The sequence below is a fragment of the Povalibacter sp. genome (assembly GCF_036735925.1).
GTDB lineage: Bacteria > Pseudomonadota > Gammaproteobacteria > Steroidobacterales > Steroidobacteraceae > Steroidobacter.
The window spans coordinates 9,289-34,639 of sequence record NZ_DAINNK010000036.1; the positions used below are offsets into that span (position 1 = coordinate 9,289).

Annotated in this window: 19 protein-coding genes; 10 read left to right on the forward strand and 9 right to left on the reverse strand. The window is 65.1% G+C overall.

All coding sequences use genetic code 11. The annotated features are described in order from the left end of the window. The first annotated feature begins 283 nt into the window (after positions 1-283). Positions 284-2,437 (forward strand): elongation factor G, encoded by a 2,154-nt coding sequence (gene fusA, locus V7D81_RS12350; RefSeq protein WP_324316831.1) that lies wholly within the window; start codon positions 284-286, stop codon positions 2,435-2,437. Between the two features lie 148 nt (positions 2,438-2,585). Further along, positions 2,586-2,948: a hypothetical protein gene (locus V7D81_RS12355; RefSeq protein ID WP_324316832.1), complete on the forward strand. Its 363-nt coding sequence runs from the start codon at positions 2,586-2,588 to the stop codon at positions 2,946-2,948. Positions 2,949-3,048: 100 nt separating this feature from the next. Here V7D81_RS12355 and V7D81_RS12360 read toward each other — a convergent pair whose 3' ends face one another. Next, positions 3,049-4,239 (reverse strand): GGDEF domain-containing protein, encoded by a 1,191-nt coding sequence (locus tag V7D81_RS12360; protein WP_324316833.1) that lies wholly within the window; start codon positions 4,237-4,239, stop codon positions 3,049-3,051. 230 nt (positions 4,240-4,469) lie between these two features. Here V7D81_RS12360 and V7D81_RS12365 point away from each other — a divergent pair, with 230 nt between their 5' ends. Next, positions 4,470-5,333, forward strand: coding sequence for a DUF4382 domain-containing protein (locus tag V7D81_RS12365; protein WP_324316834.1), 864 nt, complete (start codon positions 4,470-4,472; stop codon positions 5,331-5,333). Between the two features lie 21 nt (positions 5,334-5,354). Here V7D81_RS12365 and V7D81_RS12370 read toward each other — a convergent pair whose 3' ends face one another. Next, the gene (locus V7D81_RS12370; protein WP_324316835.1) at positions 5,355-6,257 is read right to left on the reverse strand and encodes a hypothetical protein; all 903 of its coding nucleotides are present in this window, start codon (positions 6,255-6,257) and stop codon (positions 5,355-5,357) included. Between the two features lie 397 nt (positions 6,258-6,654). On the opposite strand from V7D81_RS12370, the gene tal reads away from it, so the two are divergent. Continuing rightward, positions 6,655-7,608 (forward strand): transaldolase, encoded by a 954-nt coding sequence (tal, locus tag V7D81_RS12375; protein WP_324316836.1) that lies wholly within the window; start codon positions 6,655-6,657, stop codon positions 7,606-7,608. A gap of 187 nt (positions 7,609-7,795) precedes the next feature. Here the strand turns inward: tal and V7D81_RS12380 are convergent, their stop codons facing one another. Continuing rightward, on the reverse strand, positions 7,796-9,472 hold the full coding sequence (locus V7D81_RS12380; RefSeq protein ID WP_324316837.1) for a PAS domain-containing sensor histidine kinase: 1,677 nt from the start codon (positions 9,470-9,472) through the stop codon (positions 7,796-7,798). 277 nt (positions 9,473-9,749) lie between these two features. Here V7D81_RS12380 and V7D81_RS12385 point away from each other — a divergent pair, with 277 nt between their 5' ends. From V7D81_RS12385 to V7D81_RS12400, 4 genes are all read left to right on the forward strand, one after another. Beyond that, the gene (locus V7D81_RS12385) at positions 9,750-10,070 is read left to right on the forward strand and encodes a 2Fe-2S iron-sulfur cluster-binding protein (RefSeq protein WP_324316838.1); all 321 of its coding nucleotides are present in this window, start codon (positions 9,750-9,752) and stop codon (positions 10,068-10,070) included. A gap of 24 nt (positions 10,071-10,094) precedes the next feature. Next, positions 10,095-11,486, forward strand: coding sequence for a cytochrome P450 (locus V7D81_RS12390; protein WP_324316839.1), 1,392 nt, complete (start codon positions 10,095-10,097; stop codon positions 11,484-11,486). A gap of 160 nt (positions 11,487-11,646) precedes the next feature. Next, complete coding sequence (locus V7D81_RS12395) at positions 11,647-12,477, forward strand: 5'-3' exonuclease (RefSeq protein WP_324316840.1); 831 nt, start codon at positions 11,647-11,649, stop codon at positions 12,475-12,477. Further along, complete coding sequence (locus V7D81_RS12400; RefSeq protein ID WP_324316841.1) at positions 12,474-14,093, forward strand: phytoene desaturase family protein; 1,620 nt, start codon at positions 12,474-12,476, stop codon at positions 14,091-14,093. The genes V7D81_RS12395 and V7D81_RS12400 overlap by 4 nt, the downstream gene beginning before the upstream one ends. A 106-nt stretch (positions 14,094-14,199) precedes the next feature. Here V7D81_RS12400 and V7D81_RS12405 read toward each other — a convergent pair whose 3' ends face one another. Further along, on the reverse strand, positions 14,200-15,708 hold the full coding sequence (locus V7D81_RS12405) for a spinster family MFS transporter (protein ID WP_324316842.1): 1,509 nt from the start codon (positions 15,706-15,708) through the stop codon (positions 14,200-14,202). Between the two features lie 355 nt (positions 15,709-16,063). On the opposite strand from V7D81_RS12405, the gene V7D81_RS12410 reads away from it, so the two are divergent. After that, positions 16,064-17,113: a hypothetical protein gene (locus V7D81_RS12410; RefSeq protein WP_324316843.1), complete on the forward strand. Its 1,050-nt coding sequence runs from the start codon at positions 16,064-16,066 to the stop codon at positions 17,111-17,113. 120 nt (positions 17,114-17,233) lie between these two features. On the opposite strand, the gene V7D81_RS12415 is transcribed toward V7D81_RS12410, so the two are convergent. Next, a complete protein-coding gene (locus V7D81_RS12415; RefSeq protein ID WP_324316844.1) occupies positions 17,234-17,797 on the reverse strand; it encodes a tetratricopeptide repeat protein in 564 nt (187 codons plus the stop codon). A gap of 15 nt (positions 17,798-17,812) precedes the next feature. Beyond that, entirely contained in the window at positions 17,813-18,448 is a 636-nt protein-coding gene (locus V7D81_RS12420; protein ID WP_324316845.1) for a thermonuclease family protein, read from the reverse strand. 91 nt (positions 18,449-18,539) lie between these two features. Between V7D81_RS12420 and V7D81_RS12425 the strand changes: the two genes are divergently transcribed. Then, entirely contained in the window at positions 18,540-20,039 is a 1,500-nt protein-coding gene (locus tag V7D81_RS12425) for a flavin-containing monooxygenase (RefSeq protein WP_324316846.1), read from the forward strand. Between the two features lie 101 nt (positions 20,040-20,140). Here the strand turns inward: V7D81_RS12425 and V7D81_RS12430 are convergent, their stop codons facing one another. The 3 genes from V7D81_RS12430 to V7D81_RS12440 form a co-directional block, all read right to left on the reverse strand. Next, entirely contained in the window at positions 20,141-22,450 is a 2,310-nt protein-coding gene (locus tag V7D81_RS12430) for an NADP-dependent malic enzyme (protein WP_324316847.1), read from the reverse strand. Between the two features lie 200 nt (positions 22,451-22,650). After that, a complete protein-coding gene (locus tag V7D81_RS12435) occupies positions 22,651-23,943 on the reverse strand; it encodes a putative porin (protein WP_324316848.1) in 1,293 nt (430 codons plus the stop codon). A 158-nt stretch (positions 23,944-24,101) separates the two neighbouring features. Continuing rightward, on the reverse strand, positions 24,102-25,343 hold the full coding sequence (locus tag V7D81_RS12440; protein ID WP_324316849.1) for an MFS transporter: 1,242 nt from the start codon (positions 25,341-25,343) through the stop codon (positions 24,102-24,104). Between the last annotated feature and the right edge of the window lie 8 nt (positions 25,344-25,351).

Below are 25,351 nucleotides of genomic sequence, written 5' to 3' on the forward strand. Positions count from 1 at the left end.
AGCCTGACTTCCGGGACGGCCGGAGTCAGGCTGAAGCCTGACCCACAGGAAGACCCGAAGCAGTCCATTCCCCGGACTTTCCTGCGGCAATTTCCCCCAATTTCGTTAGAATGCGCCGCTTTGCGAGGCGGCCCGGGTTCCCGACCGGTCGCTTCTATCGGGAAATCCAGCAAAGACCTCATTGGTGGCCGCAGGGATCGTCCCTAATATTCGCGCCCTTTGTCCGGCAAACCGGACGGCGATGGCTTCGTTTTGCCCAGGAACCAGCACGGAAACTTCTGTCATGCCTCGTACCACACCCCTTTCTGACATCCGCAATATCGGCATCATCGCGCACGTCGATGCCGGCAAGACGACGACGACGGAGCGCATCCTTTATTACACGGGTCGCAAGCACACGATCGTCGACGTTCACGACACCAAGGACCTGAAGTCCTCGACCACGACGGACTACATGGAGCAGGAACAGAAGCGCGGCATCACGATTCAGTCCGCCGCCGTGTCGGCGTTCTGGCGCAAGAAGAAGATCAACGTCATCGACACCCCGGGACACGTCGACTTCACCATCGAAGTGAACCGCTCGCTGCGCGTGCTCGACGGCGCCGTCGTCGTGTTCGACGGCGTGGCCGGCGTGGAACCGCAGTCGGAAACGAACTGGCGCCTGGCCGACAACTACGGCGTGCCGCGCCTGTGCTACGTCAACAAGATGGACCGCAGCGGCGCCGGCTTCCTGCGCTGCGTGGACATGATCAAGAAGCGTCTCGGTGCGCGTCCCCTGCCCGTGCAGCTGCCGATCGGCTCGGAAGACAACTTCAAGGGCATGGTCGACCTGGTCGAAATGAAGGCGCTGGTGTGGGATTCGGACGATCGCGATGCCGTGCCGGTGCAGCACGACATCACCCCGGACATCGCCGACAAGCTCGGCATCACCGTGCCGAGCGATCGCGCCATCCTGGCGAGCATTGCCAAGTATCGTTCCGAGCTGGTCGACACCTGCCTGGAGCAGGACGACGCGGCCATGGAGAAGTACCTGGACGACGGCGTCGAGCCGACGGCCGACGTGCTGCGCAAGTGCCTGCGCAAGGGCACGATCAACGGCGCCTTCAACCCCGTGCTGTGCGGCTCCTCGTACAAGAACAAGGGCGTGACGCAGGTGCTCGACGCGGTCGTCGACTACCTGCCGGCGCCGACCGACGTCGCTGCCATCAAGACCATGGATGAAGACGGCAACGCGATCGGCGAGCGTATCTGCTCGGACGACGAGCCGTTCGCCGCGCTGGCATTCAAGGTGATCAACGACGCCTACGGCGCGCTCACCTTCGTGCGCGTGTACTCGGGCGTGCTGACCAAGGGCATGTCGGTGCAGAACTCGACGCGCGGCAAGCGCGAAAAGATCGGCCGCATGGTCGAGATGTTCGCCAAGGACGCCAACCCGATCGAAGAAGCGCGCGCCGGCGACATCATCGCGCTGGTCTCGCTCGCCGAAACCGACACGGGCGACACGCTGTGCGACGCCAACAACCCCGTGATCCTGGAGCGCATGCGCTTCCCGGACCCGGTCATCAGCGTGTCGGTCAAGCCGAAGAACAAGGCCGAACAGGAGAAGTTCGGCGCCGCGCTCGGCAAGATGGTCCGCGCCGATCCGTCGCTGTATCTCGAAACCGATCGCGAAACGGGCCAGACGATCCTGCGCGGCATGGGCGAACTGCACCTCGAAGTGACGCTCGACCGCATGCGCACAGAATTCAACGTCGAAGGCATCATGGGCCAGCCGCAGGTCGCCTATCGTGAAACCTTCACGAAGACGATCTCCGAGCAGTACATCCACAAGAAGCAGACCGGCGGTTCGGGCCAGTTCGCCGAAGTGTGGATCACGTTCGAACCGCGCGAGCGCGGTGAAGGCTTCGAGTTCGTCGACGAAACCGTCGGCGGCTCGGTGCCGCGCGAATACGTGCCGTCGGTCGAGAAGGGCCTCAAGATGCAGATGGAAGACGGCGTGCTCGCGCACTACCCGACCGTCGACTTCCGCGCGCGTCTCACGGACGGCAGCTACCACGACGTCGACTCGAACGCGCTGACGTTCGAAATCGCGGCGAAGGCCTGCTTCCGCGAAGCCATCCGCAAGGCCGGCCCGATCCTGCTGGAGCCGGTGATGAAGGTCGAAACCGTGACGCCGCAGGACTACCTCGGCGACGTCATCGGCGACATCAACCGTCGTCGCGGCATGATCCAGGAACAGCTCGAACGCGGCGCGAACATTGCCGTGGTGGCCACCGTGCCGCTGTCGGAAATGTTCGGCTACATCGGTCACCTGCGCGGCATGACCTCGGGTCGCGCCTCGTACACGATGGAGTTCTCGCACTACGATCCGGTGCCGAAGATGGTTGCCGATGCGGTCATCGCCGAAGCGGCGAAGGCCAAGACGGCCGCGGCCTGACAGCGGACCGAAGAGGGCTGACCTCGAAGGGGCGAGTCGCAGGACTCGCCCCTTTTTCTTTGGTCCGCCAGATCATGGACGATCGGACGGCGAAAGCCGGCGGGTGCGCCGGTAAGATCGCCTCCCCACGTTCGCAATCGGCGGCCTCATGAAATCCGTCCTGCTGGTCGGCTCACTGATCCTGGTTACGGCGCTGTCGGCGTATTTTGATGCCCGCGGTTTCGTTTATGCGGCGCAGACCTGGCGCGACGGCTCGCTCGTGCCCGCCACGATCGGCCTGTCGATGATCAACTTCATCGGCGGCATCACGCTCTACATCGGCTCGATCGGCATCCAGCAGCGGCTCGGCATCGAGTCCGCCGCCATGCAGAGCATCTTCTGGTTCCTGATGACCGTCGTCGGCATCGCCATCATGGACGGCACCATCGCTCAATGGTCGATGGCGCAACGCGCGGTCGGCGTGGCCGTCACGGCAGGCATCGGCTGGCTGATGGTGAGTGCGGCGCACTGATCGCGCTGGAGCAAGAGCAAGAGCAAGAGGCCGCAAAGACCGCATAAAAGATCGAGACGAATCACTTCTTTTATGCGGTCTTTGCGGCTCTCGTTCTTCCTCACGCCGGCACGGGCTGCACCCCTCGCGAATCTAGCGCGATCACGACGCGGTTGCGTCCCTGCACTTTCGCCTGGAACAACGCTGCATCCGCGCGCAGCAGCAGTTGCGACAGATCATCCGCCGCGCCGCGCCACTGCGCGACACCGATGCTCATGGACATCGGAATCGACACGGACCCGTGCAGCAGCGCATTCGTTGCGAGCAGGTTGCGCAGACGCTCCGCCAGCTGCTCCGCCTGCATCGAAGTGACGCCGGGAAACAGCACGATGAATTCCTCGCCGCCGTAACGCGCCAGCGCTGCGGCAGCCGGCATCGCGTCCTGCAACAACGCCGCCACGTGCTTGAGCGCCCGGTCGCCCACCGGATGTCCGTGCTGATCGTTGATGCGCTTGAAGTGATCGAGGTCGATCATCATCAGGACGAAGGACGCAGCGCCGGAGCGGCTGCGTCGAATCTGGGCTTCGAGCAGTTCCTCCATGGCGCGGCGATTGAGCAGGCCGGTCAGGCCGTCGTGACGCGACAGTCGCCGCAGTTCGCCGACGAGCCGTGCCACCACCAGCACCATCAGCGTGGCGTGCAGCGACAGCACCAGGGTCACGTAGATCATCGCGGCCTGCACGTTCATCAGGCTGTCGGTGGCCATCTGCGCCGCGACGGATTCCGGCTGGACGATGGCACGCACGACCCGGACACCGAACGCAACGCTTCCCAGCAGCACCGGCAGCGCCAGCACGATCGGCCAATCGAAGCGCAATGGGTCGCGCGCGTGACGATAGAGATCGACTGCGATGCCGCCATAGAGCACCGCGAGCACGGCGTAGTTGCCGGCCGCCTGCAGCGGACGCCGTTCGGGCGCAAGACTGACGGCGGCAATCGCCACGGAAGCGAGCAGGAGCAGCGCGTGCGCGCGGTCCGGGTGCGGCCGGCCGATGAAGGTGCGGATGCCCCGTTGCAGCGACATGATGGCGACACAGCCGGCCAGCATCGCGAGCAACGGCGGTTCGTCGACGTTCATCGACAGAATGAGCCACGTGATTGCACTGAGCGCGGCCCAGGCGATCCAGTAGCGGATCGCACTGCGCGCCGCGACCAGCGCGTGGGCGCCGATGGCCCAGACGATGGCGAACACCGCCTGGATCAGCGCAACGAGCAGGAAGGCGACCTGCGTGGCGGAGAGCTGCGAGGACATGGCCGGATTGTGGTTCGGCAGGGACCGATTGCAAAGCGGCGCGGCACTCACTGGAGCGTCGATCTGTCATAAGCAGGAGTGCTGCACCTGCAAACGCTGTAAGCGATCCGCCTGTTCACGACGGTGACGGCCACCCGGATGCCCTTCACCGGCCGCGGCTGACGGCTGGCAGTGCCGGGCGTAATCACTCAGAATCCCGCGCGAACGGCAACACCGATGGAGGAACCGAAGTGACTGGCGCTGGCCTGCGTGCTGCACTTGTTTCGGGACTGATGATCGTCGCGGGCGTCGGACTCGGCGGCTGTCGCGGTTCCGTCAGCATGGATCTCGCGGCCGATGCGCCGGCCGATCCGCGGATCGCGGGCATCAACGTCGACGTGCTCGGCGTGGAATTCGAACGCACCGACGGCGGTACGGAAAAACTGGAATTCACCCGCAGCGAACGCACCGATCTCATCCTGCTGCTGGAAGACGGCTCGCTCGACCTGTTCACCAACGAGGAACTGCCGGACGGCACCTACAGCGGCGTGCGGCTGCTGCTGGAAGACAACGACGATGCGAGCGTCGTCACCTTCGACGGCCGCGAGTTTCCCATCATCCTGGCCCAGGGCAGCTACTCGCCGGTCGATTTCACGATCGAGGAAGACGAGTCGAGCAGCCACCGCCTGATGCTGACGCTCGATCTGCGCAGATCGCTCAGCTTCGATGAGGCCAACGACGAATACACCCTGACGCCGGCCCTGCGCGCCATCGACCCGGACGACGCCGGGCAGATCGCCGGAAACGTCACCACCGCCTGTCCGCCCGGCACATCGCTGCAGGAAGGCGGCGCGGTCTATCTCTTCGAAGGCGAAGACATCCAGCCCGACGACATCGACAGCGCGGATCCGGAACCCTACGCGACGACGGCCGTCGTCTCGAACTTCGGCACATCCTTCAGTTACGCATTGCGGGCGCTGCCGCCTGGGGACTACACGCTCGCGCTGACCTGCAACGGCAACGACGATGCACCGTCGACCAGCGATGCCATTCGCTTCCAGCGCACCGCCAACGTCAGCGTCGATCGCGACTTCGTCACCCACGACTTCAACTGACCCTCGACCTGCGCGCGACGCTCAGGCGCCGTCGCGCGAGCCGAAGGAAACGAAGTGCCGGCTGCGGCTCGACACCGGCGGCGGATCTTCGCCGTGCGCTTCTCCGCTCACCAGGATGGCCGGCCTTCCCTGCAGTACTTCGCGCGCGCGTTCCTGATAGCGCAAGGCAGACACGCGCATGTTGCCATCCTCGATCCGGAAGGGCGTCTGCGCCACATAGGCCAATGCGCTCGGCACGCCGAATTCGCTGAACAGCGGTCGCAGCAGCAGCACCCCGCCGAATCGCTGCACGTCGACGTATTCCCGATCGGTACGCCAGGCGCGCTGCTGGAACGACGAGAAATCATCGGGCCAGATCCGGTCGATCCGGTTGGCATTGAACATCTCGACGCGATTGTCGGTGAGCAGTGCGCCGACGCCGGCGATCAGCATTTCGCACGGCAGCCGCTTGCTGAGGTCGACGGAGCTGCATTCGGCGTGGGGCCACGACAGCCCGCGACCATGCGCCGTTTCCTGCAGCACCGCCCCCCACAGCGCACTGTCGATGGCGGCGATGAGGGGAAAGGCGGCCTGGTACTGGGGATTGCGGTAGTACGGCCAGTACGCCGCCGCCCAGCGCAGCGGGTTCGGCGTCTGTGCATCCAGATAGCGTCGCGGCACGATCATCATGCGTGCCGCCTGATCGTAGGCGACACGGCCGGAGAACTTTGCATACTGCGGGTCGCTGGAACTGACGAACTTGATTTCGACGTTGTCGGGCAACACGTCGAACACGCTGCCGAAGGCGTATTCGATGGCTTCGCTGCGGTAGGCGATGAGCTGCCCGATGAGCTGCCTGCACCGGTGTCGATCATTCGATTCGCATGCACCGGCCACGAAGGGGCACAGCAGCAACCCGAACAACACAATCCACGGTCTTCGCATCGCCGATCACTCCACGATCCACCGAGCTCGTGGGCAGCCTCCCCTGTATTGCCCGCTCAAGCCTGAATCCCCAGCATCGACAGCGATCGATTCTCCTGCCGCACTTTGCGCACAGCCATACGTATAGCGTGCGACATCGCGCTCACATCACGTACGGTTTGCAGTGCCGATTCGGCGACGTGGATTGCGCGACACATGCGTCGACCGCACGAAAGTCGCGGAATTCATGCTGATTTCGCTCACGCTCGTTTTCATGTCGCTGGCGCGCTACCAGACGCGCAGTCCGCGACATATTCCGACGACATCGACGCACGGAGACCGCCGAGCGCAGTTCGGTGTAAGGTCGCACCATCCCCTGTCGACGACCGCATCTGCGGATGCGCCTTTCGGAGTGACCATGGCCTCGAAACTCGATCAATTGCGCAAGATGACTGTAGTGGTCGCCGACACGGGCGACATCGAAGCGATCCGCGCGCTGCAACCGGTGGATTGCACGACCAATCCCACGCTCCTGCTCAAGGCGGTCGCACTGCCGGCGCTCGCGCCGGTCGTCGATGAAACGCTGGCCTGGGGCCGCAGGCAGAACGGCGCCCGCGAGAGCGTCATTGCCGCGGCCGCGGACCGCCTGGCCGTGGCCGTCGGCGCCGAACTGACGAAGCTGGTGCCGGGACGCGTGTCGACCGAGGTCGACGCGACCCTGTCGTTCGACACGGCCGCCACCGTCGAGAAGGCGCGCGCCATCATCGCGGCCTACGAATCGCGCGACATTCCGCGCCAGCGCATCCTGATCAAGATCGCCTCGACCTGGGAAGGCATCCAGGCCGCACGCGTGCTGCAGAAGGAAGGCATCGACTGCAATCTCACCCTGCTCTTCTCGCTGGTGCAGGCCATGGCCTGCGCGGATGCCGACGCGTTCCTGATTTCGCCGTTCGTGGGCCGCATCCTCGACTGGCACGTGAAGAACGAGGGCCGCTCGTTCGCGCCGGAAGAAGATCCTGGCGTGCGCTCGGTGCGCGCCATCTACGCCGCGTACAAGTCGCGCGGCGTGAAGACCATCGTCATGGGCGCATCGTTCCGCTCGGCCGGTGAAGTGGAGGCACTGGCCGGCTGCGATCGGCTGACGATTTCTCCCGCGCTGCTGGACGAACTGAGCAAGGACCAGGGCACGCTGGAGCGCAAGCTTTCGCCCGAGAATCCCGGCGCGGCGCCCGCGATCCCGGACGTCGACGAACGCAGTTTCCGCTGGCACCTGAATGAGGATGCCATGGCGACGGAGAAACTGGCCGAAGGCATCCGGCTGTTTGCGGCCGATCTGCGCAAGCTCCATCAGCTCATTGCGGGGAAGCTGTAGACGCGGAACAGAGAAGAGGCCGCAAAGACCGCATAAAAGAGTTGGTCTGATCCCCTCCTCCGCGAAGCGGGGGAGGGTTAGGGTGGGGGCTCTCACTGTGGGGCCGGCTTTCAGCCGGCCGCTTTCAGAGTCAGGCTAAAGCCTGACCTACAGAAACCCCTGTCCTTCTCCCCTCGGGGCCGTCGAACTAATCCAGCGACGCATCCAGCGCCTCACGCACGCGGCTCGCGAGCAGCGAACGCGTGAACGGCTTGGGCAGCAGCACGACGCCCGCATCGAGCCGGCCGTCGTGCATCAGCGCATTGCGTTCATAGCCGCTCGTGAACAGCACGCGCAGGCCCGGCCGGCGGCTGCGCGCCGCTTCGACCAGTTCCCTGCCATTGATGCCCGGCAGACCGACGTCGGTGAACAGCAGACTCACCTCCGGGTGATGTTCGAGCACCCGCAGCGCCGAGGCGCCGTCATTGGCTTCGAGCACCTTGAACCCGAGTTCGCGCAGCGTTTCCGTGCTGTAGATGCGGACATCGTCATCGTCCTCGACGACCAGCACGGTCTCGCCCGACAGGGCATGCATCGGCGCAGGCGGCGCTTTCGCTTCCTGCGGAGGCATTTCGCCGACGAGCGCCGGCAGGTAGATCTTCACGGTCGTACCGCGCCCCACTTCGCTGTGCAGCCGGACATAGCCGCCCGACTGGGTGACGAAACCGAACACCTGACTCAGCCCGAGACCGGTCCCTTCGCCGAGCGGCTTCGTCGTGAAGAATGGATCGAACGCGCGCGACAGCACTTCGCTCGTCATGCCGCAGCCGGTGTCGGTCACGCAGATGAGCACGTAGTCGTCGGGCTTCAATTCGCCGCGCCCGACCGTATCCGGCTCGACATGCACGGTGGCCGTTTCGATGGTCAGACGGCCGCCCTGGGGCATCGCGTCGCGGGCATTGACCGCGAGATTGAGAATCGTGCTCTCGAGCTGATGCGGATCGATCTCGACGTGGCAGTCCTGCCTGCTCAGCACGTTCTCGATCACGATGTCCTCCCGCAGCGTCCGTCGCAGCAGATCGTCCATGCCGGCGACGAGCCGGTTCACGTCGGTCGGTTTCGGATTCAGCGGCTGACGGCGGGCGAAGGCGAGCAGTTGCTGCGTCAACGTGGCTGCGCGCTCGGCGCTCTCCGTCGCATGTCGAACGGCACGCGCCAGGCGTTCGTTGTCCTGCGGAATGCGACGACCGATGCTGTCGAGATTGCCGAGGATCACGGTGAGCAGATTGTTGAAGTCGTGCGCCACGCCGCCCGTCAGATGGCCGATCGCTTCCATCTTCTGCGACTGGTGCAGCTGCTCCTGCATCGCCCGCCGCTCGGTCATGTCGCGGGTCACCTTGGCGAAGCCGAGCACCTCGCCCTGCGGATTGCGGATGACATCGACGAGCACGCCGGCCCAGAAGCGGGTGCCGTCCTTGCGCACGCGCCAGGCTTCCGCTTCGTACTTGCCCAGGCGCGTCGCGATGGCGAGCGTCTGCGCGGGCTTGCCGTTCTCGCGATCTTCCGGCGTGTAGAACTCCGCGAAATTGCACCCGATGATTTCGCTGGCGGTGTAGCCCTTGATGCGTTCCGCGCCCGGATTCCAGCTGACGACATTGCCGGCGGCGTCCAGCATGTAGATGGCGCAGTCCGCGATCCCGGCCATGAGCTGCTGCAACTGCTGTTCGCTGCGCTGCAGTTCGCGGGTCCGTTCAGCGACCCGCCGCTCCAGGGTCGCGTCCATGTCCCGGATCTGTCGTTGCAGGCGATCGATGTCGGCGTTCGCCTGGGCCAGCGCTTGTTCGAGGCGATGCAGGTCGGCATTCCCCGGCCGCGACGAACTCATGGGCGTCCACACGCACGCCTGCCGGCGCCGGTTCCCGGTCCGAAAGTCCTGAACGCCCTGAATCTCATCGCTGACGCCTTGGCTGCGGGCCCGCCTCCCGAAGCCTGGTATTGAAGCCTGATATCGATGAATAGGCCACCGCGCCGTGCGCAGGGGTTTCATGCAACGCGCCGTACCGCATGAAGTTCCTGTGCACGCACCGGGCCTGCGGTTCACTTGTCATCGCGCGGAGCCGTCGGCTACTTTCGACCGGTCAGCAGACCGGTGCAATACAGGCATGGGACGCGTCCACTACATCGCTCACGACGGCACCCGGCACGCCATCGAACTGGCGGACGGCACCACCCTGATGGAAGGGGCCGTCGCCAACGGCATCCCTGGCATCGATGGCGATTGCGGCGGCTGTGCCGCCTGCGGCACCTGTCATGTCCACGTCGATCCGGCATGGCTGGATGCGGTCGGCCCGGCTACCGACGTCGAACAGGACATGCTGCAGTTCGCCGACGGCGCGGCCGCGGACTCGCGGCTGTCCTGCCAGATCCGGATGCGCGCCGACCTCGACGGCCTCATCGTGCATCTGCCGGAGTCCCAGCACTAAGGCCTGGCATTCGAAGGGGGAATCATGAGCGAGACACTCGCAAGCACTGCCGGCCCTCCGGTCAGTTTCAACCTGAATCATTTTCCCGACGTGCCGCAGACCCTGGAAGAGGCGCGGCGCGATGCGTACGCCCGTCCGGTCGAGAGCATCGACGTCGCCAATCCCAAGCTGTTTCATCACGACGTCATCGGCCCCTATTTCGAACGCCTGCGCCGGGAAGATCCCGTCCATCTGTTCGACAGCCCGATGTACGGCCGTTACTGGTCGATCACGCGCTACGCCGACATCATGGCGGTCGACACCAATCACAAACAGTTTTCCTCGGAAGCTTCGCTCGGCGGCATCACGCTGTTCGGCAACGGTCAGGACCGGGCGCCGCTGCCGATGTTCATCGCCATGGATCCGCCCAAGCACGACGTGCAGCGCCGCACGGTGCAGCCGATGGTGTCGCCGGGCAATCTCAAGACCCTCGAACCGCTGATCCGCGAACGCGCTGCCGCGATCCTCGATGCACTGCCCATCGGCGTCGAGTTCGACTGGGTCGACAAGGTATCGATGGAGCTGACCGCGATGACGCTCGCGACGCTGTTCGACTTTCCGCAGGAGCATCGCCGCAAACTCACGCGCTGGTCGGATGTCGCCACCGCCGTGCCCGGCGGCGGCGTGATCGACCGGCCCGAACAATGGGTCGAGGAAATGGGCGAATGCTTCACGACCTTCCAGAAGCTGTGGCACGAACGCGCGGCGCGCGAGCCCGGCAACGATCTCGTCTCCATGCTGGCGCATGGGCCGGACACGCGGAACATGCCGCCGTTCGAATTTCAGGGCAACGTGATCCTGCTGATCGTCGGCGGCAACGACACGACGCGCAATACGATCACCGGCAGCGTGCTGGCGCTGAACCAGAACCCGGATCAGTACGACAGACTGCGCGCTCATCCCGAACTGATTCCGGGCATGGTGTCGGAAACCATCCGCTGGCAGACGCCGCTGGCCCACATGCGGCGCACCGCGATCGAGGACGTCGAATTCCGCGGCAAGCAGATCCGCAAGGGCGACAAGGTCATCATGTGGTACATCTCGGGCAATCGAGATGCCGGGATGATCGATGATCCCGAGCGCTATCTCATCGATCGCGAACGTCCGCGCCAGCACATCTCGTTCGGCTACGGCATTCATCGCTGCGTCGGCAACCGGCTGGCCGAACTGCAGCTGCAGATCATCTGGGAGGAGATCCTCAAGCGCTTTCCCGTGATCGAGGTCACCGGCGAGCCGGACCGCGTGTATTCGACGTTCGTGCGCGGCTATCGCTCGCTGACCGTGCGGATTCCCCGGCACTCTTCCTGTGGGGCCGGCTTTCCCGCGGGATTTCCTTCGGTCACAGCCGGCCTCTTCGGAAGTCAGGCTAAAGCCTGACCTACATGATTCTTCTGCGTTGATCGCCTCTCGTCTGATCCCCTCCTCCGCGCAGCGGGGGAGGGTTAGGGTGGGGGCTTCGTACTGTGGGGCCGGCTCTAGCCGGCCTCTTCAGAGTCAGGCTGAAGCCTGACCTACAGGAAGAAGGTGTGGAGGCTGCATGATCGTTCATCTCGTCGACGGCACTTACGAACTCTTCCGGCACTTCTACGGCCTGCGCCGCTTCAACAAGGGCGAGGACGCGCCCTTCGGCGCCGTGGCCGGCGTACTCAACACGCTGCTCGAAATGATCGAAGGCGGCGCCACGCACCTCGGCGTCGCGACCGATCACGTCATCGAATCGTTCCGCAATCAGCTGTGGTCCGGCTACAAGACCGGCGATGGCATCGAGCCGGCGCTGTGGGCGCAGTTTCATCCGCTCGAAGAGGCCATCCGCCTGATGGGCATCGCCTGCTGGCCCATGATCGAACTCGAAGCGGACGACGCGCTCGCCTCGGCAGCGCATCTCGCCGCAGCCGATGAGCGCGTGGAAAAGATCTCGATCTGGACCGTCGACAAGGATCTCGCGCAATGCGTGAGCGGCACACGCGTCGTGCAGGTGGATCGCAAGGCCAAGGCGATTCGCGATGCCGCGGCCGTACGGGAGAAGTTCGGCGTGGACCCGGCCATGATTCCCGACTTGCTCGCGCTGGTCGGCGACAGCGCCGACGGCTATCCCGGGCTGGCCGGCATCGGCCGCGTCGGCGCGGCGCGACTCATCGATCGCTACGGGCGCCTCGAAGACTTTCCGGCTGACGTACTGGGCGAGCGCCGCGATCTCGCGCTGCTGTTCAAACGGCTGGCCACGTTGCGCACCGATGCGAAGCTGTTCGAGGATGTCGACGAACTGAAGTGGCGCGGCCCGACGGCGGCGTTCGCCGGCTGGACGACCCGCATCGGCAACGGGAAACTGCTGCAACGCTGCGTGAAAGCAGCACAGAAAATCCAATGACCCACCACAGCGATGTCCTGATCGTCGGCGGCGGCCACAACGGCCTGGTCTGCGCCGCCTACCTCGCGGCCGCGGGCCTGAAGGTCACGGTGCTCGAACGGCGGCATGTCGTCGGCGGCGCGGCAGTCACCGAGGAATTTCATCCGGGCTTCCGCAACTCGGTGGCCTCCTACACGGTGTCGCTGCTCAATCCGAAAGTCATTCGCGACCTGGAACTGCACCGGCACGGATTGCGTGTCGTAGAACGCGAGATCTCCAACTTCCTGCCGACGACCGACGGCCGCTATCTGTGCAGCGGCGGCGGACGCACGCAGCAGGAAGTGGCGAAGTTCTCGCCGCGCGACGCCGGGCGTCTCGATGCGTACGGCGAACGGCTCGACGTCATCGCCGACGTGCTGCGCGATCTCGTGCTGCAGACGCCGCCGAATGTCGTGCACGGCAGCTGGCGCCAGGCGCTGCCGGAAATCATGCACGCCGGGCACATGGCCGCGCGATTGAAGAAACTCGATCTGCCGATGCGGCAGCAGTTCCTGACGCTCTTCACCGCCTCCGCCGGCGACTATCTCGACGGCTGGTTCGAAAGCGATCCGATCAAGGCGCTGTTCGGCTTCGACGGCATCGTCGGCAACTTCGCCAGCCCCTATGCTGCAGGCACCGCGTACGTGCTGCTGCATCACGTGTTCGGCGAAGTGAACGGCAGGAAAGGCGCATGGGGACATGCGATCGGCGGCATGGGCGCCATCACGCAGGCCATGGCGAAATGCGCCGCCTCGCGCGGCGTCGATATCCGTCTCGATGCCGGTGTGCGCGAAGTCATCGTCGAGCAGGGTCGCGCCGTGGGCGCCGTGACGGAAAGCGGCGAATCGTTCCGCGCCAGCGCCGTCGTGTCGAATCTGAATCCGAAGCTGCTGTACCAGCAACTCATCGACGGCGCCGTACTGCCGGCACCGTTTCGCGAAGCGATGGACCACTATCGCTGCGGCTCCGGCACGTTCCGCATGAACGTCGCGCTGTCCGAGCTGCCGGATTTCACCTGCCTGCCCGGCAAACAGCGCGCGGCGCATCACACCGCCGGCGTCATCCTCGCGCCGACGCTGCGCTACATGGAGCAGGCCTACTTCGACGCGCGCACGCACGGCTGGTCGAAGGAGCCGATCGTGGAGATGCTGATCCCCTCGACGCTCGACGACAGCCTCGCCCCGCGCGGCCAGCATGTCGCGAGTCTCTTCTGCCAGCACGTCGCGCCGCAGTTGCCGAACGGCGAATCCTGGGATGCACATCGCGAGACCGTCGCCGATCTCATGATCGACACCGTCAACCGCCACGCACCGAATTTCAAAGCGTCCGTACTGGGCCGCCAGATCAACAGCCCGCTCGACCTGGAACGCACCTTCGGCCTGATCGGCGGCGACATCTTCCACGGCGCATTGAGCCTCGATCAGATGTTCTCCGCCCGCCCCACCCTCGGCTACGGCAACTACCGCGGCCCGTTGCCCGGCCTGTACATGTGCGGCTCAGGAACGCATCCGGGCGGCGGCGTCACCGGCGCGCCGGGACACAACGCGGCGCGTGAAGTGATTGCGGATTTCAGGCGGCGCAGGCTGCGGCGGGCCTAGATTCAGAAAATGAGAATGGCCGCAAAAAGGCGCAAAGGACTCAAAGGTAAGAATCTCTTCTTCCTGATTTGAGTTTTTTGCGCCTTTTTGCGGCCATTCTCTCTCCTCAAACCGCCTTCGCCAGCATGTGCTTGTGCAGCGTACGTGACGAAAGATAGAAGAAGAACGCAGCCGGGATGAACAGCAGCGTCGTCGCGATCATCGACAGCTTGAGTCCTTCGGCGTAGGCGCCACGACAGATCACCTGCTGTTCCGTTGCGAGCTTCGCCACTTCGGCCGCGTTCCGGCACAACTCAGCAGTCAGCGCGCTGCCGGCGTTCACCTTGACCATTTCCATGTTCATGAACGTGTCGCTGAGCCAGCCGACCAGCAGCGGGCCGATGCCGTTGCCGATCAGTGCAATCAACAGCAGCAGGATCGCGACGGCCGAGGCGCGCGAGCGCTGGCTGACGACGCCCTGCCCGATCGTGTATTGCGAGCCCAGGTACATGTAGTGGAAGAACGCGGCGGCGCACCACACCGGGCGCAGCACCGTGTAGAGATCCTCGGTCGGGCGCGTGAACGCGAAGATGTAGAGCGGTATCGAAATGAGTATGCCGGCTGCCGGCACCAGCGCGACTGCCGACGAAACGCGCGACGTCAGTCGATGCACGATCATTCCGCCGGCGAACGTACCGAACGCCGCAACGATGGCCAGCGGTCCGCCGAACTGGATCGCATACGTGCCCGCATCGACACCGTGCAGACGCTGCGTCAGCGGCGCCTGGAAGCCGACCAGTCCGTAGCCCACGAGCGCGACGATCGACGCGCCCATCGCCATGTTCCAGAACGTCGACTTGCCGGCGAGTTCCTGCAGCGTTTCGCGGATGCTTGCGCGCTGGCCCTTCACGGTTCCCGGAGGATCGGAGAATCCGCGCGGCGGCTCCTTCACGGTCAGCAGCGTGATGAGGCCGATGATGAGACCGGGCGCGCCGATGACGACGAAAGCCACGCGCCAGCCGGCGATCTGCGACCAGTCCGTGAGACCGATCATCCACTGCCAGTCCCAGCCTTCGAACAGCCGCTGCAGCGCCGGCCCGTTCAGGCTGCGGGCGATGGGCCCGCCGAAATAGTTGGCGAGCGCCGAGCCGACGGTCACGCCCATGGCGAACACCGCGAGCGCCGCCGCGCGGTTCTTCGGCTTGTAGTAGTCGGCGAGGATGGAGTTCGACGGCGGCGTGCTGCCGGCTTCGCCGATCGCCACGCCGATGCGCGCGATCAGCAGGAACATGAACGACGTCGCGAACCCGCACAGCGCGGTCATCAGCGACCAGATGGAAATGCAGATCGCGACGATGACGACGCGGTTGTAACGATCCGCCGCCATCGCGATCGGAATGCCCATCAGCGCATAGAAGATCGCGAACGGCGGGCCATTGAGGAAACCGTACTGACTGTCGGAGAGCTGGAACTCCTGAATGATCGGCTGCGCGATCACGTTCACCAGGTTGCGGTCGATGAAATTCAGCGTGTAGACCAGCGTCAGCATGATCAGCACATAGAGCCGGTAGCCGGGCGATCCGTAGCTTTGCGCGCCGCTCGTGCTGCCCGCGAGAGATGCCGTCGTCGTGGCCAAGGTCGATTCCCCCCGTTGATGCGTTCTTGGAATGCGGGAGATGCGGCGGCTCCCTCGTGGCGGCGGAGCATAGAGAATGCAATTGGCCCCCACAATCAGACTGCGGGCCGGAACGGGCGCGGATGCGGCATTTGCGGCCGCGGCAGCCGCGATGACGAGTGTTTAGAAATGTCGGCACGGAGATTTACCATCCCTCGGCGACGCCCTTCCCGTGACTGAATCCGCGTCCTGTGCCATATTCCACGGCACCAACGCTGCTGCAGCGATCGCTTCGAGCCATGAACTGCACTGCGATATAGAATTTCTGGTATCCATTTGTAGAGCCACCAGAAGCAGGCCTGGACGGGGGTAACCGATGACTTTTTCCGGTCGATTGATCGCTGCCATCGCGCTGGCAGCCGCCATGCTCGACGCTTCAGGCGCGGGCAGCGAGCCGAAGGTGCAGGCGGGCTGGAACGTGCCGCGCACGGAGCATGGACAGCCCGATCTGCAGGGCATCTGGACCAATGCGACGCTCACACCGGTCGAGCGCGATACGAAGTTCGGCACGCGACTCGTCATCAGCGAGGACGAAGCAGCCGCGCTGGAGAAGGAGAACTCCGAGTTTCGCGACGAACAGAACAAGCCGACCGATCCGTCGCTCGGCATCGAAGATCTGCCGAAGGATTGCGGCGGCGGTTTCAGCGGCGTGAACTGCGGCTACAACAATTTCTGGGTCGATCCGGGCGCGCACCTGCTGTCGCTCAACGGCGAGCGCCGCACGTCGATCATCGTCGACCCGCCCAATGGACGCATGCCGGCGCCGACGCAGCTGGGTCAGCAACGTCTCATGGCGCTGTACGCGGCGTATCGCGGCAAGAACGGCGCCGACGGTCCGGAGATCCGGCCGCTCGGCGAACGCTGCATCCTGTCGTTCGACTCGAGCGCCGGCCCGCCGATGCTGCCGCTGCTCTACAACAACAACTATCAGATCGTGCAGACCCAGGACGTGGTCATGATCCACGTCGAGATGGTTCACGACGTGCGCATGGTGCGGCTCGATGCGAAGCATCGGCCGGCCAGCGTGCGACAGTGGATGGGCGATTCCATCGGCCGCTGGGAAGGCGACACGCTGGTGATCGAGACGACGAACTTCCGCCGCGATCAGAGCTATCGCGGCTCGTCGGAGAATCTGAAAGTCACCGAGCGCCTGACGCGCGTCAGCCCGACGCAGATTTTCTACCGCTACACGCTGGAAGATCCGGCGAACTTCAGTGCACCGGTCACCGGCGAACTCGCGTTCAACGCGACCCGCGACAGGATCTACGAATACGCCTGCCACGAGGGCAACTATGCGCTGCCGGGCATTCTCGCGGGGGCGCGCGAGGAAGAACGCGTCGCGGCGGAAAAGGCCGGCAAGCCGTAGCCGGCTCTTCCTCTTCCTGTGGGGCCGGCTTCAGCCGGCCTCTGACTGTAGGTCAGGCTTCAGCCTGACTTCTGAAGAGGCCGGCTGAAGCCGGCCCCACAGGAAGAGGGAAGAACTCCGCTACTGACGGCCCGCGCGGGCCCTTTGCCGCGCCCGCTGAAACAACTGCTCCGCCATCACGGGACTGAACCCCAGATCCACGGCCTTCTGAAAATGCCTGCGTGCCATCGCATCCTGTCCGCGCCATGCCGCGATCGTGCCGAGATTCGTGTACGGCACGGCATAGAGCGGATCGCGCTGCAGCGACGCGCGCAGCCAGCCTTCGGCTTCGTCGGGCTTCTGCATCTGCATCAGCGCCTGCGCGATGAGGTTGCGCGTTCGCGCCACGCCATCGAGCGTGTGGATACCGAGGTGCAGCGGCGCGAGCCAGCCCGAGAACCGGTTCATCAGCAGCATTTTTTCGTAGCGCTGGTAGCTCGCCACAGCCTTCTCCCACTGTCGCCGGCGCGTATGCCAGCGACCGACGAACAGCTGGCGCGCCCACACGATGAGTACCAGGACCATCGCGATCGGCACGAGCGCGAACCCCAATGCCGCCTTGAGCGGCAGCAGGCGCAGCACGGTCCACGCCACGGCGATGGAACTCAGGATCATCAGCAGGTAGCGCTGCGGTCGCTTGAGCATCATCGGCGACGACGCTCAGCGACGATCGTCGGGCCGGCCGGCCGCGCGCTTGCGCTCGCGCCAGACCCAGGGCTCGACGCGCTCATCGGCGGACAACGCCCACAACCCGCGCTTTGCATCGCGCGCCGCTTCTTCCGCCTGGAAGAGCGCATCGTCACGCGCGAACTGCGGATAGAACCAGGCGGCGCCGCGCGCCACCAGTTCGCGATTGATGAACAGCGAATCGACCCAGACATCGCCGACGACGCGGCCGTAGCGATCGACGTCCTCGAACACGACCGTAATCTGCCGGCCCTTCACCAGCGCCCGCAGTTCCGCGGCCGCCTGCTTTCCGTACGGCTGATCGCTTTCCGGCGCGTCGATGCCGGCGAGCCGGAATTCCATTACGACACCCTGGATCTTCGCTTTCAGCGAATCGCCGTCGATGGCATCGGTGACGGGGCCGTAGAACACCCCTTCGTCGCCGGGATGCGGCGGCTTCGTTGCATCGCGTGCAGGCCTGCTCGCCCGCTCCGGATGACAATGCCGCTGCTGCGTGCCGCGGTCGCGATGACAGCCGTCGGCATCGACGCCGCCGGGATGAGCGAGCGTCGCAGCGGCACCGGCCAGCGCAGACAACAGCGCGAGCAGCATCGTAACCTTGGTCTTCATTCGGCGAGACTGCCGGATTTCGTTCCGTCCGGCCACCGCCCCCTCCCTGCCCTCCCCCGCTGCGCGGAGGAGGGAAAGACAAGGAGCCTGCATGTCGCCTGAGCATTTCGATGTACTGATCGTCGGCGCCGGCCTCTCCGGCATCGGGGCCGCGTGTCATTTGCAGGCCGAGTGTCCCGGCAAGCGCTACGTCATCCTCGAAGGCCGCGACGGCATCGGAGGCACCTGGGATCTGTTCCGCTATCCCGGCATCCGTTCCGATTCCGACATGTACACGCTCGGTTATTCGTTCAAGCCATGGACGCAGCCGAAGGCGATCGCCGACGGTCATTCGATCCTCGACTACATCCGCGAGACGGCGCGCGAGCACGACGTCGACCGCCACATCCGCTTCGGCCACCGCGTGACGCAGCTTTCCTGGTCGAGCACCAATGCCCGCTGGACGGTGGAGGCGCAACGCGGATCGGGCGGCGAGACCGTACGATTCACCTGCAGCTTCGTGTTCATGTGCAGCGGCTACTACAGCTACGAAAGCGGCTACACCCCGCAGTTCGCGGGGGCCGAACAGTTCAAGGGCCGCATCGTCCACCCGCAGCAATGGACCCGCGACATCGACTACGCCGGCAAGCGCGTGATCGTCATCGGCAGCGGCGCGACGGCAGTCACGCTCGTGCCCGAAATGGCGCGCACGGCCGCGCACGTGACGATGCTGCAGCGCTCGCCCACCTACATCGTGTCGCGACCGGCGCAGGACGGCGTGGCGAACTGGCTGCGCCGCCGCCTGCCCGCGAAACTCGCCTACGGCATGGTCCGCTGGAAAAACGTCCTGCTCGGCATGCTCTTCTATCAGCTCGCGCGCCGCCGGCCCGAGGCGATGAAGAAGATGATCCACAAAGGCCTGGAAAAGGAACTGGGCGCGGACTACGACATCGCCACGCACTTCAGTCCGCGCTACAACCCGTGGGACCAGCGCCTGTGTCTCGTCCCCGACAGCGATCTGTTCGCCGCGCTCCGCAAGGGCAGCGCATCCGTCGTCACCGATCACATCGACACGTTCACCGACCAAGGCATCCGGCTGAAGTCGGGCAAGGAACTGCCGGCCGATCTCATCGTGACCGCGACGGGACTGAACCTCGTCCCGCTCGGCGGCGCGCAGGTATCCGTCGACGGCACACCGGTCGATCTGTCGAAGACCGTTGGTTACAAGGGAATGATGTACAGCGGCATTCCCAATCTCGCCTCGGCGATCGGCTACACCAACGCCTCCTGGACGCTGAAGTGCGACCTCACCTGCGAGTACGTCTGTCGCCTGCTGAACTACATGGATCGCCACGGCTTCCGCCAGTGCACACCGCGCCGGCCCGATCCCTCGATGGCGGAACAGCCCTGGATCGATTTTTCTTCAGGCTACGTGCAGCGCTCGCTCGACAAATTCCCCCGCCAGGGCGCGAAGGCGCCGTGGCGCCTGCACCAGAACTACGTGCTGGATCTGCTCGCCCTGCGCGCCGGCTCCGTGAACGACGGCGTCCTGCAGTTCGTGAAGATTTCACACGGAGATCACGGAGCACACGGAGGTCGGAGCAAAGAATAAGAGGAGTTTCCACGGGGGACACGGGGAGCACGGGGGCAAGAAAGAAATTTCTGTTCCGGGACCCCGTGCCCTCCGTGATCTCCGTGTGAAATTCCCAACTCTCAGTTCTTGTTCGCCGACGCCACCGTCAGCGCCGTCACGTTGACGATGCGCCGCACGGTGGCAGAGGCGGTGAGGATGTTCACGGGCGCGGCGCAGCCGAGCAGGATCGGACCGATGGCGACGTTGTTGCCGGCGGAAGTCTTGAGCAGGTTGTAGGCGATGTTGGCCGAATCGAGGTTCGGCAGCACCAGCAGGTTCGCCGAGCCGGTGAGCGTCGATTCGGGCAGCGCGCTGCGGCGCAGGGATTCGCTCAGGGCGCTGTCGCCGTGCATTTCGCCGTCGAATTCGAAATCGGGCGACTGGGCTTCGATGAGTTCGCGCGCGCGACGCATCTTGAGTGCGGACGGCGCATCGCTGGTGCCGAAATTGGAATGCGACAGCAATGCGACTTTCGGTTCGATGCCGAAACGACGCACCTCCGCCGCCGCACGGAACGTGATCTCGGCGATCTGTTCCGCCGTCGGATCGAGATTCACGTGCGTGTCGGTCAGGAACACCTGGCGTCCGGGCAGCAGCACCGCATTCATCGCCGCATAGCAGGTCGCGCCCGGCGCGAGACCGATGACGTCGTCGACGTAGCGCAGGTGGCGCGCCGTCGTGCTGATCGTGCCGCAGAGCATGCCGTCGCCCTCGCCCATGCGCAGCAGCATCGAGGCGATGAGCGTCGTGCGGCGGCGCATTTCGAGCTTGGCGTACTGGGCAGTCATGCCGCGGCGCGCCATGATGCGGCGATACTCTTCCCAGTATTCGCGATAGCGCTCGTCGTGTTCCGGATTGACGATGGTCAGATCCTTGCCCGGCGTGAGGCGCAGACCATAGCGCCGCAGGCGCTCTTCGATGATCGCGGGACGACCGACCAGCGTCGGGCAGGCGATGCCTTCATCCACCAGGATCTGCGCAGCGCGCAGGATGCGTTCTTCCTCGCCCTCGGCAAAGATGATGCGCGAACGTTCCGGCGGCGCCTTGCGGGCGGCGGTGAACACCGGCTTCATGAACGTGCCGCTGTGATAGACGAACTGCTGCAGGCGCTGCACATACGCATCCATGTCGGTGATCGGGCGCGTCGCCACGCCGCCGTCCATCGCGGCACGCGCCACGGCCGGCGCGATCTTGACGATGAGCCGCGGATCGAGCGGCTTCGGAATCAGGTACTCGGGCCCGAACGACAGTTCGTCCGAATCGTAGGCGCTCGCGACGATGTCGCTCTGTTCCTGGCGCGCCAGATCGGCGATCGCATGCACCGTGGCGATTTCCATCGAACGCGTGATGGTCGTGGCGCCGACGTCCAGCGCGCCGCGGAAGATGTACGGGAAGCACAGGACGTTGTTGACCTGGTTCGGGTAATCGCTGCGACCCGTTGCAATGATCGCGTCGGGACGCGCGGCCTTGGCTTCCTCCGGCAGGATCTCCGGCGTCGGATTGGCGAGCGCGAGGATCAGCGGTCGCGGCTTCATGTCCGCCAGCATGTGCGGCTTCAGCACGCCACCCGCGGAGAGGCCGAGGAACACGTCCGCATCCTTGATGACGTCGGCGAGCGTGCGCAGCGACGTCGGCTGCGCGAAGCGCGCCTTGTCGGGATCCATCAGTTCGGTGCGACCTTCATAGACGACGCCGGCGAGATCGGTCAGCCAGATGTTGCGGATCGGCAAGCCGACGTCGACGAGCAGATCGACGCAGGCTAGCGCCGCGGCGCCGGCGCCGCTGACCACGAGCTTCACCTGGTCGATGGGCTTGCCGACCACCGCGAGTCCGTTGAGCACCGCCGCCGAGACGATGATCGCCGTGCCGTGCTGGTCGTCATGGAACACGGGGATCTTCATCCGCTCGCGCAGCTTGCGTTCGACGGTGAAGCATTCGGGCGCCTTGATGTCTTCGAGATTGATGCCGCCGAAGGTCGGCTCCAGCGCCGCGATGATGTCGACGAGCCGGTCCGGATCGCGCTCGTTGATCTCGATGTCGAAAACATCGATGCCGGCGAACTTCTTGAACAGCACTGCCTTGCCTTCCATCACCGGCTTGGCGGCGAGCGCGCCGATGGCGCCGAGACCGAGCACGGCCGTGCCGTTGGTGATCACGCCGACGAGATTGCCGCGCGCGGTGTAGCGGAACGCATTGAGCGGATCGGCGACGATTTCCTCGCAGGGCGCCGCAACGCCCGGCGAATAGGCCAGCGCCAGGTCGCGCTGGTTGGTGATCTGCTTGGTGGGCGTGACGGAGAGTTTCCCCGGCGTCGGCAGTTCGTGATAGTCGAGCGCCGCCTGGCGCAGGTCTTCGCGGGTATCGGCAGGCAGGGCGCTGTCCTGACTCATCGGCGGTTCCGGGGATTCTTCGGGGGGGCGAAGTATGCCGGAAGCGGGGACTCGGCGTTGCTGACGCAGGCGCGATTGCGTCCCCTCCTCCGCGCAGCGGGGGAGGGACAGGGAGGGGGCGAAGCCAGGGGAAAACAAACCGCCCGGCACGCCCCCACCCCAACCCTCCCCCGCTGCGCGGAGGAGGGAGCCGGAGGAACTCAGAACGTGAAATTGAACTCCAGCTGCCAGCGATCGAAATCCGCCCGGTTGCCGACATCGACGTTGAACTCGGTGTCGTAGTAGTTGACGTTGACCAGCAGGTTCTTCATCGCCATCCAGCTCACACGCCAGGCATAACCGTCGTTGTCGGTCACGCCGCCGGCGAATTCCGAATCGGTCCAGTGGGCGAACAGTGCATCCTTTTCCACTTTCTGTTTCAGCACGCCGACGTCCCACTGTCCGACCTTGTTCGCCTTGCCGACGACCAGGCCGACGCTGTACGCGGTGTCGAGACCATTGTCGGCCTCGAAGTTGTGGCCGTAGTCGACGAACAGGCTCAGCGGCACGCCGGCGACGGGGAAACTGGTTTCCGCGAAGGCCTGGCCGATGTCGTAGTCGTAGAGATAGCGGGCAGTCGCGCCACTGCCGACGACGGTATTGCCGAATTCGTTGACGATGCTGTTGCCGAAGCCGGGGAAGCGGCCCTGTACGTCGTGGTAGTCCCAGTAGCCGATGCCGGCCTTGAGCTTCGCGACACCGAGCGTGCCGTCCCAGCCGACCTGTCCGCCGCGCAGTGTCGAGTCGCCGAGCACGGCGCGCTCTTCGAGCCAGAAATTGAAGGCGTTGGCGAAGATGCCGTGCGTGCCTTTGTAGTTCGCAGCGATGCCTTCGGGGCGGATTTCATTGTCGAAGAAGGCGCTGCGGCCCGGGCGCACATAGGGTTCGCGCATCTTGCCGGCCGTCAGCGCCAGCGAATCGAGCGCCTGCCAGGTCATGTAGCCGAGATCGAGTCCGATGTCCTTGCGCGCCTCGGCCTCGCCGAGGATCGCATTGCCGCCGCGCGGATCGCGTCCGCCGGTGCCGATGCCGATCTCGCCCTTGATCCGGTCGTTGACCTTGATGGCGGCGCTGAGACGCGCGCGGATGAGCTGGCGCGTGCGGTCGTTCGCAAGCAGCGAGTTGTCGGTGTTCTCGTGGCGGAAACGGAAATCGCCGCCGAGACGGATGCGCGAAGCCCATTCGTCGGCCGGCACGGCGGGTGCGGCGGCCGCCGGAGCCGCGGCTGCAGGCGGCGTCGGCGCGGCGGCGCGCAGCGTTTCGTTCTGTCGCGTCAGGTCGTCGACGCGCGCGGTGAGTTCCCGATTGCGCTGCTCGAGCTGATCGAGGCGCTGGTTCATCTGTTCCAGCGCGCGGGCAACGGCATCGGGATCGCTGGCGGCAACGGACTCGAACGATGCGACGGCCAGCAGGCCGGCAGCGAGCCAGTGCGCGAGGTTGATCGCTGATCTCATTTCTACGACTCCAGGAAATTGCCGCGTCTCTCGGGCGCGGACGGATCTGCTGATCGCTTCATCGGCAGGCCCGGCACATCGCACACGTCAGCCGAGCCCGATTCAGAGTGCGCCTTAAGCGCGAGTACGGAAAGCCCCGAAGCGGCGGCGTGCACGCATCACGAAGCTGCGCCCGCAGGGACTTTCCGCATCAGGAGCAGCGCGATCAGGGTGACCAAGCCGGCGGCGGACTGGTAGTAGCCGACGGCCGACAGGCCGTGATGCGTCGCCAGCCAGGTGGCCAGGTAGGGCGCCAGCGATGCGCCGAGAATGCCGGCGAGATTGAAGGTGACCGACGCGCCCGTGTAGCGAATCGCCGTGGGAAAGAGTTCGCCGAGCGCGGTTCCCAGCGGACCGTAGGTCACCCCCATGACCGCCAGTCCCAGCGCCAGGAAGATCGTCGCATTGACGGAACCGCCGCCGAACAGCGGCTCGAACGTCAGCCCGAACAGCATCACGGACACGGCCGACACCATCAGGATGGCGCGTCGTCCGAAGCGATCCGCCAGCACCGCCGACAGAGGAATCGTCGCCGCGCAGAACAGGATGCCCACCATCTGCATGATCAGGAATTCCTGCCGGCTGTAGCCGAGTTCGGCCGTTCCCCAGCTCAGCGTGAAGACGGTCATCAGATAGAAGACCACGAACGTCGCGGTCGCGGCGAAGGCGCCGAGAATGAGTTCGCGCGGATAGTCGCGAATGACGGTCAACATCGGCACGCGCACCCGCTCGTTGTTCTCGATGGCGCGCTCGAAGGCGGGCGTTTCCGTCAGGCGCAGGCGCACGTACAGCCCGACGAGAACCAGCAGCGCGCTGGCGACGAACGGAATGCGCCAGCCCCACGCGAGGAACTGCCGTTCGTCGAGCAGGCCCGTGAGCAGCAGAAAGATCCCGGTCGAACAGATGAAGCCGATGGGCGCACCGAGTTGCGGAAACATGCCGTACCAGGCGCGTCGGTGCGGCGGCGCATTTTCCGTGGCGAGCAGCACGGCGCCGCCCCATTCGCCGCCGAGACCGAGCCCTTGGCCGAGACGGCACAGCGCCAGCAGCAGCGGCGCCGCGATGCCGATGGATTCATACGTCGGCAACAACCCGATCGCGACCGTCGACAGCCCCATGGTCAGCAGCGCAGCGACCAGTGTCGCCTTGCGACCGATGCGGTCGCCGAAATGCCCGAACAGCGCCGAGCCGACCGGCCGTGCGAAGAAGGCGAGCGCGAACGTCGCGAACGACTGCAGCGTCGCCGTGGCCGGATCCGCCGTCGGAAAGAACAGGTGCGGAAACACCAGCACCGCCGCCGTGGCGTAGATGTAGAAGTCGAAGAACTCGATGGTCGTGCCGATGAGACTGGCGAACAGCACCTGGCCCG

Coding starts and splice junctions, on each gene's coding strand:
- fusA (WP_324316831.1), top strand. CDS start 284: ATGCCTCGTACCACACCCCTTTCTGACATCCGCAATATCGGCATCATC.
- V7D81_RS12355 (WP_324316832.1), top strand. CDS start 2,586: ATGAAATCCGTCCTGCTGGTCGGCTCACTGATCCTGGTTACGGCGCTG.
- V7D81_RS12360 (WP_324316833.1), bottom strand. CDS start 4,239: ATGTCCTCGCAGCTCTCCGCCACGCAGGTCGCCTTCCTGCTCGTTGCG.
- V7D81_RS12370 (WP_324316835.1), bottom strand. CDS start 6,257: ATGCGAAGACCGTGGATTGTGTTGTTCGGGTTGCTGCTGTGCCCCTTC.
- tal (WP_324316836.1), top strand. CDS start 6,655: ATGGCCTCGAAACTCGATCAATTGCGCAAGATGACTGTAGTGGTCGCC.
- V7D81_RS12380 (WP_324316837.1), bottom strand. CDS start 9,472: ATGAGTTCGTCGCGGCCGGGGAATGCCGACCTGCATCGCCTCGAACAA.
- V7D81_RS12385 (WP_324316838.1), top strand. CDS start 9,750: ATGGGACGCGTCCACTACATCGCTCACGACGGCACCCGGCACGCCATC.
- V7D81_RS12390 (WP_324316839.1), top strand. CDS start 10,095: ATGAGCGAGACACTCGCAAGCACTGCCGGCCCTCCGGTCAGTTTCAAC.
- V7D81_RS12395 (WP_324316840.1), top strand. CDS start 11,647: ATGATCGTTCATCTCGTCGACGGCACTTACGAACTCTTCCGGCACTTC.
- V7D81_RS12400 (WP_324316841.1), top strand. CDS start 12,474: ATGACCCACCACAGCGATGTCCTGATCGTCGGCGGCGGCCACAACGGC.
- V7D81_RS12410 (WP_324316843.1), top strand. CDS start 16,064: ATGACTTTTTCCGGTCGATTGATCGCTGCCATCGCGCTGGCAGCCGCC.
- V7D81_RS12415 (WP_324316844.1), bottom strand. CDS start 17,797: ATGCTCAAGCGACCGCAGCGCTACCTGCTGATGATCCTGAGTTCCATC.
- V7D81_RS12420 (WP_324316845.1), bottom strand. CDS start 18,448: ATGAAGACCAAGGTTACGATGCTGCTCGCGCTGTTGTCTGCGCTGGCC.
- V7D81_RS12425 (WP_324316846.1), top strand. CDS start 18,540: ATGTCGCCTGAGCATTTCGATGTACTGATCGTCGGCGCCGGCCTCTCC.
- V7D81_RS12430 (WP_324316847.1), bottom strand. CDS start 22,450: ATGAGTCAGGACAGCGCCCTGCCTGCCGATACCCGCGAAGACCTGCGC.
- V7D81_RS12435 (WP_324316848.1), bottom strand. CDS start 23,943: ATGAGATCAGCGATCAACCTCGCGCACTGGCTCGCTGCCGGCCTGCTG.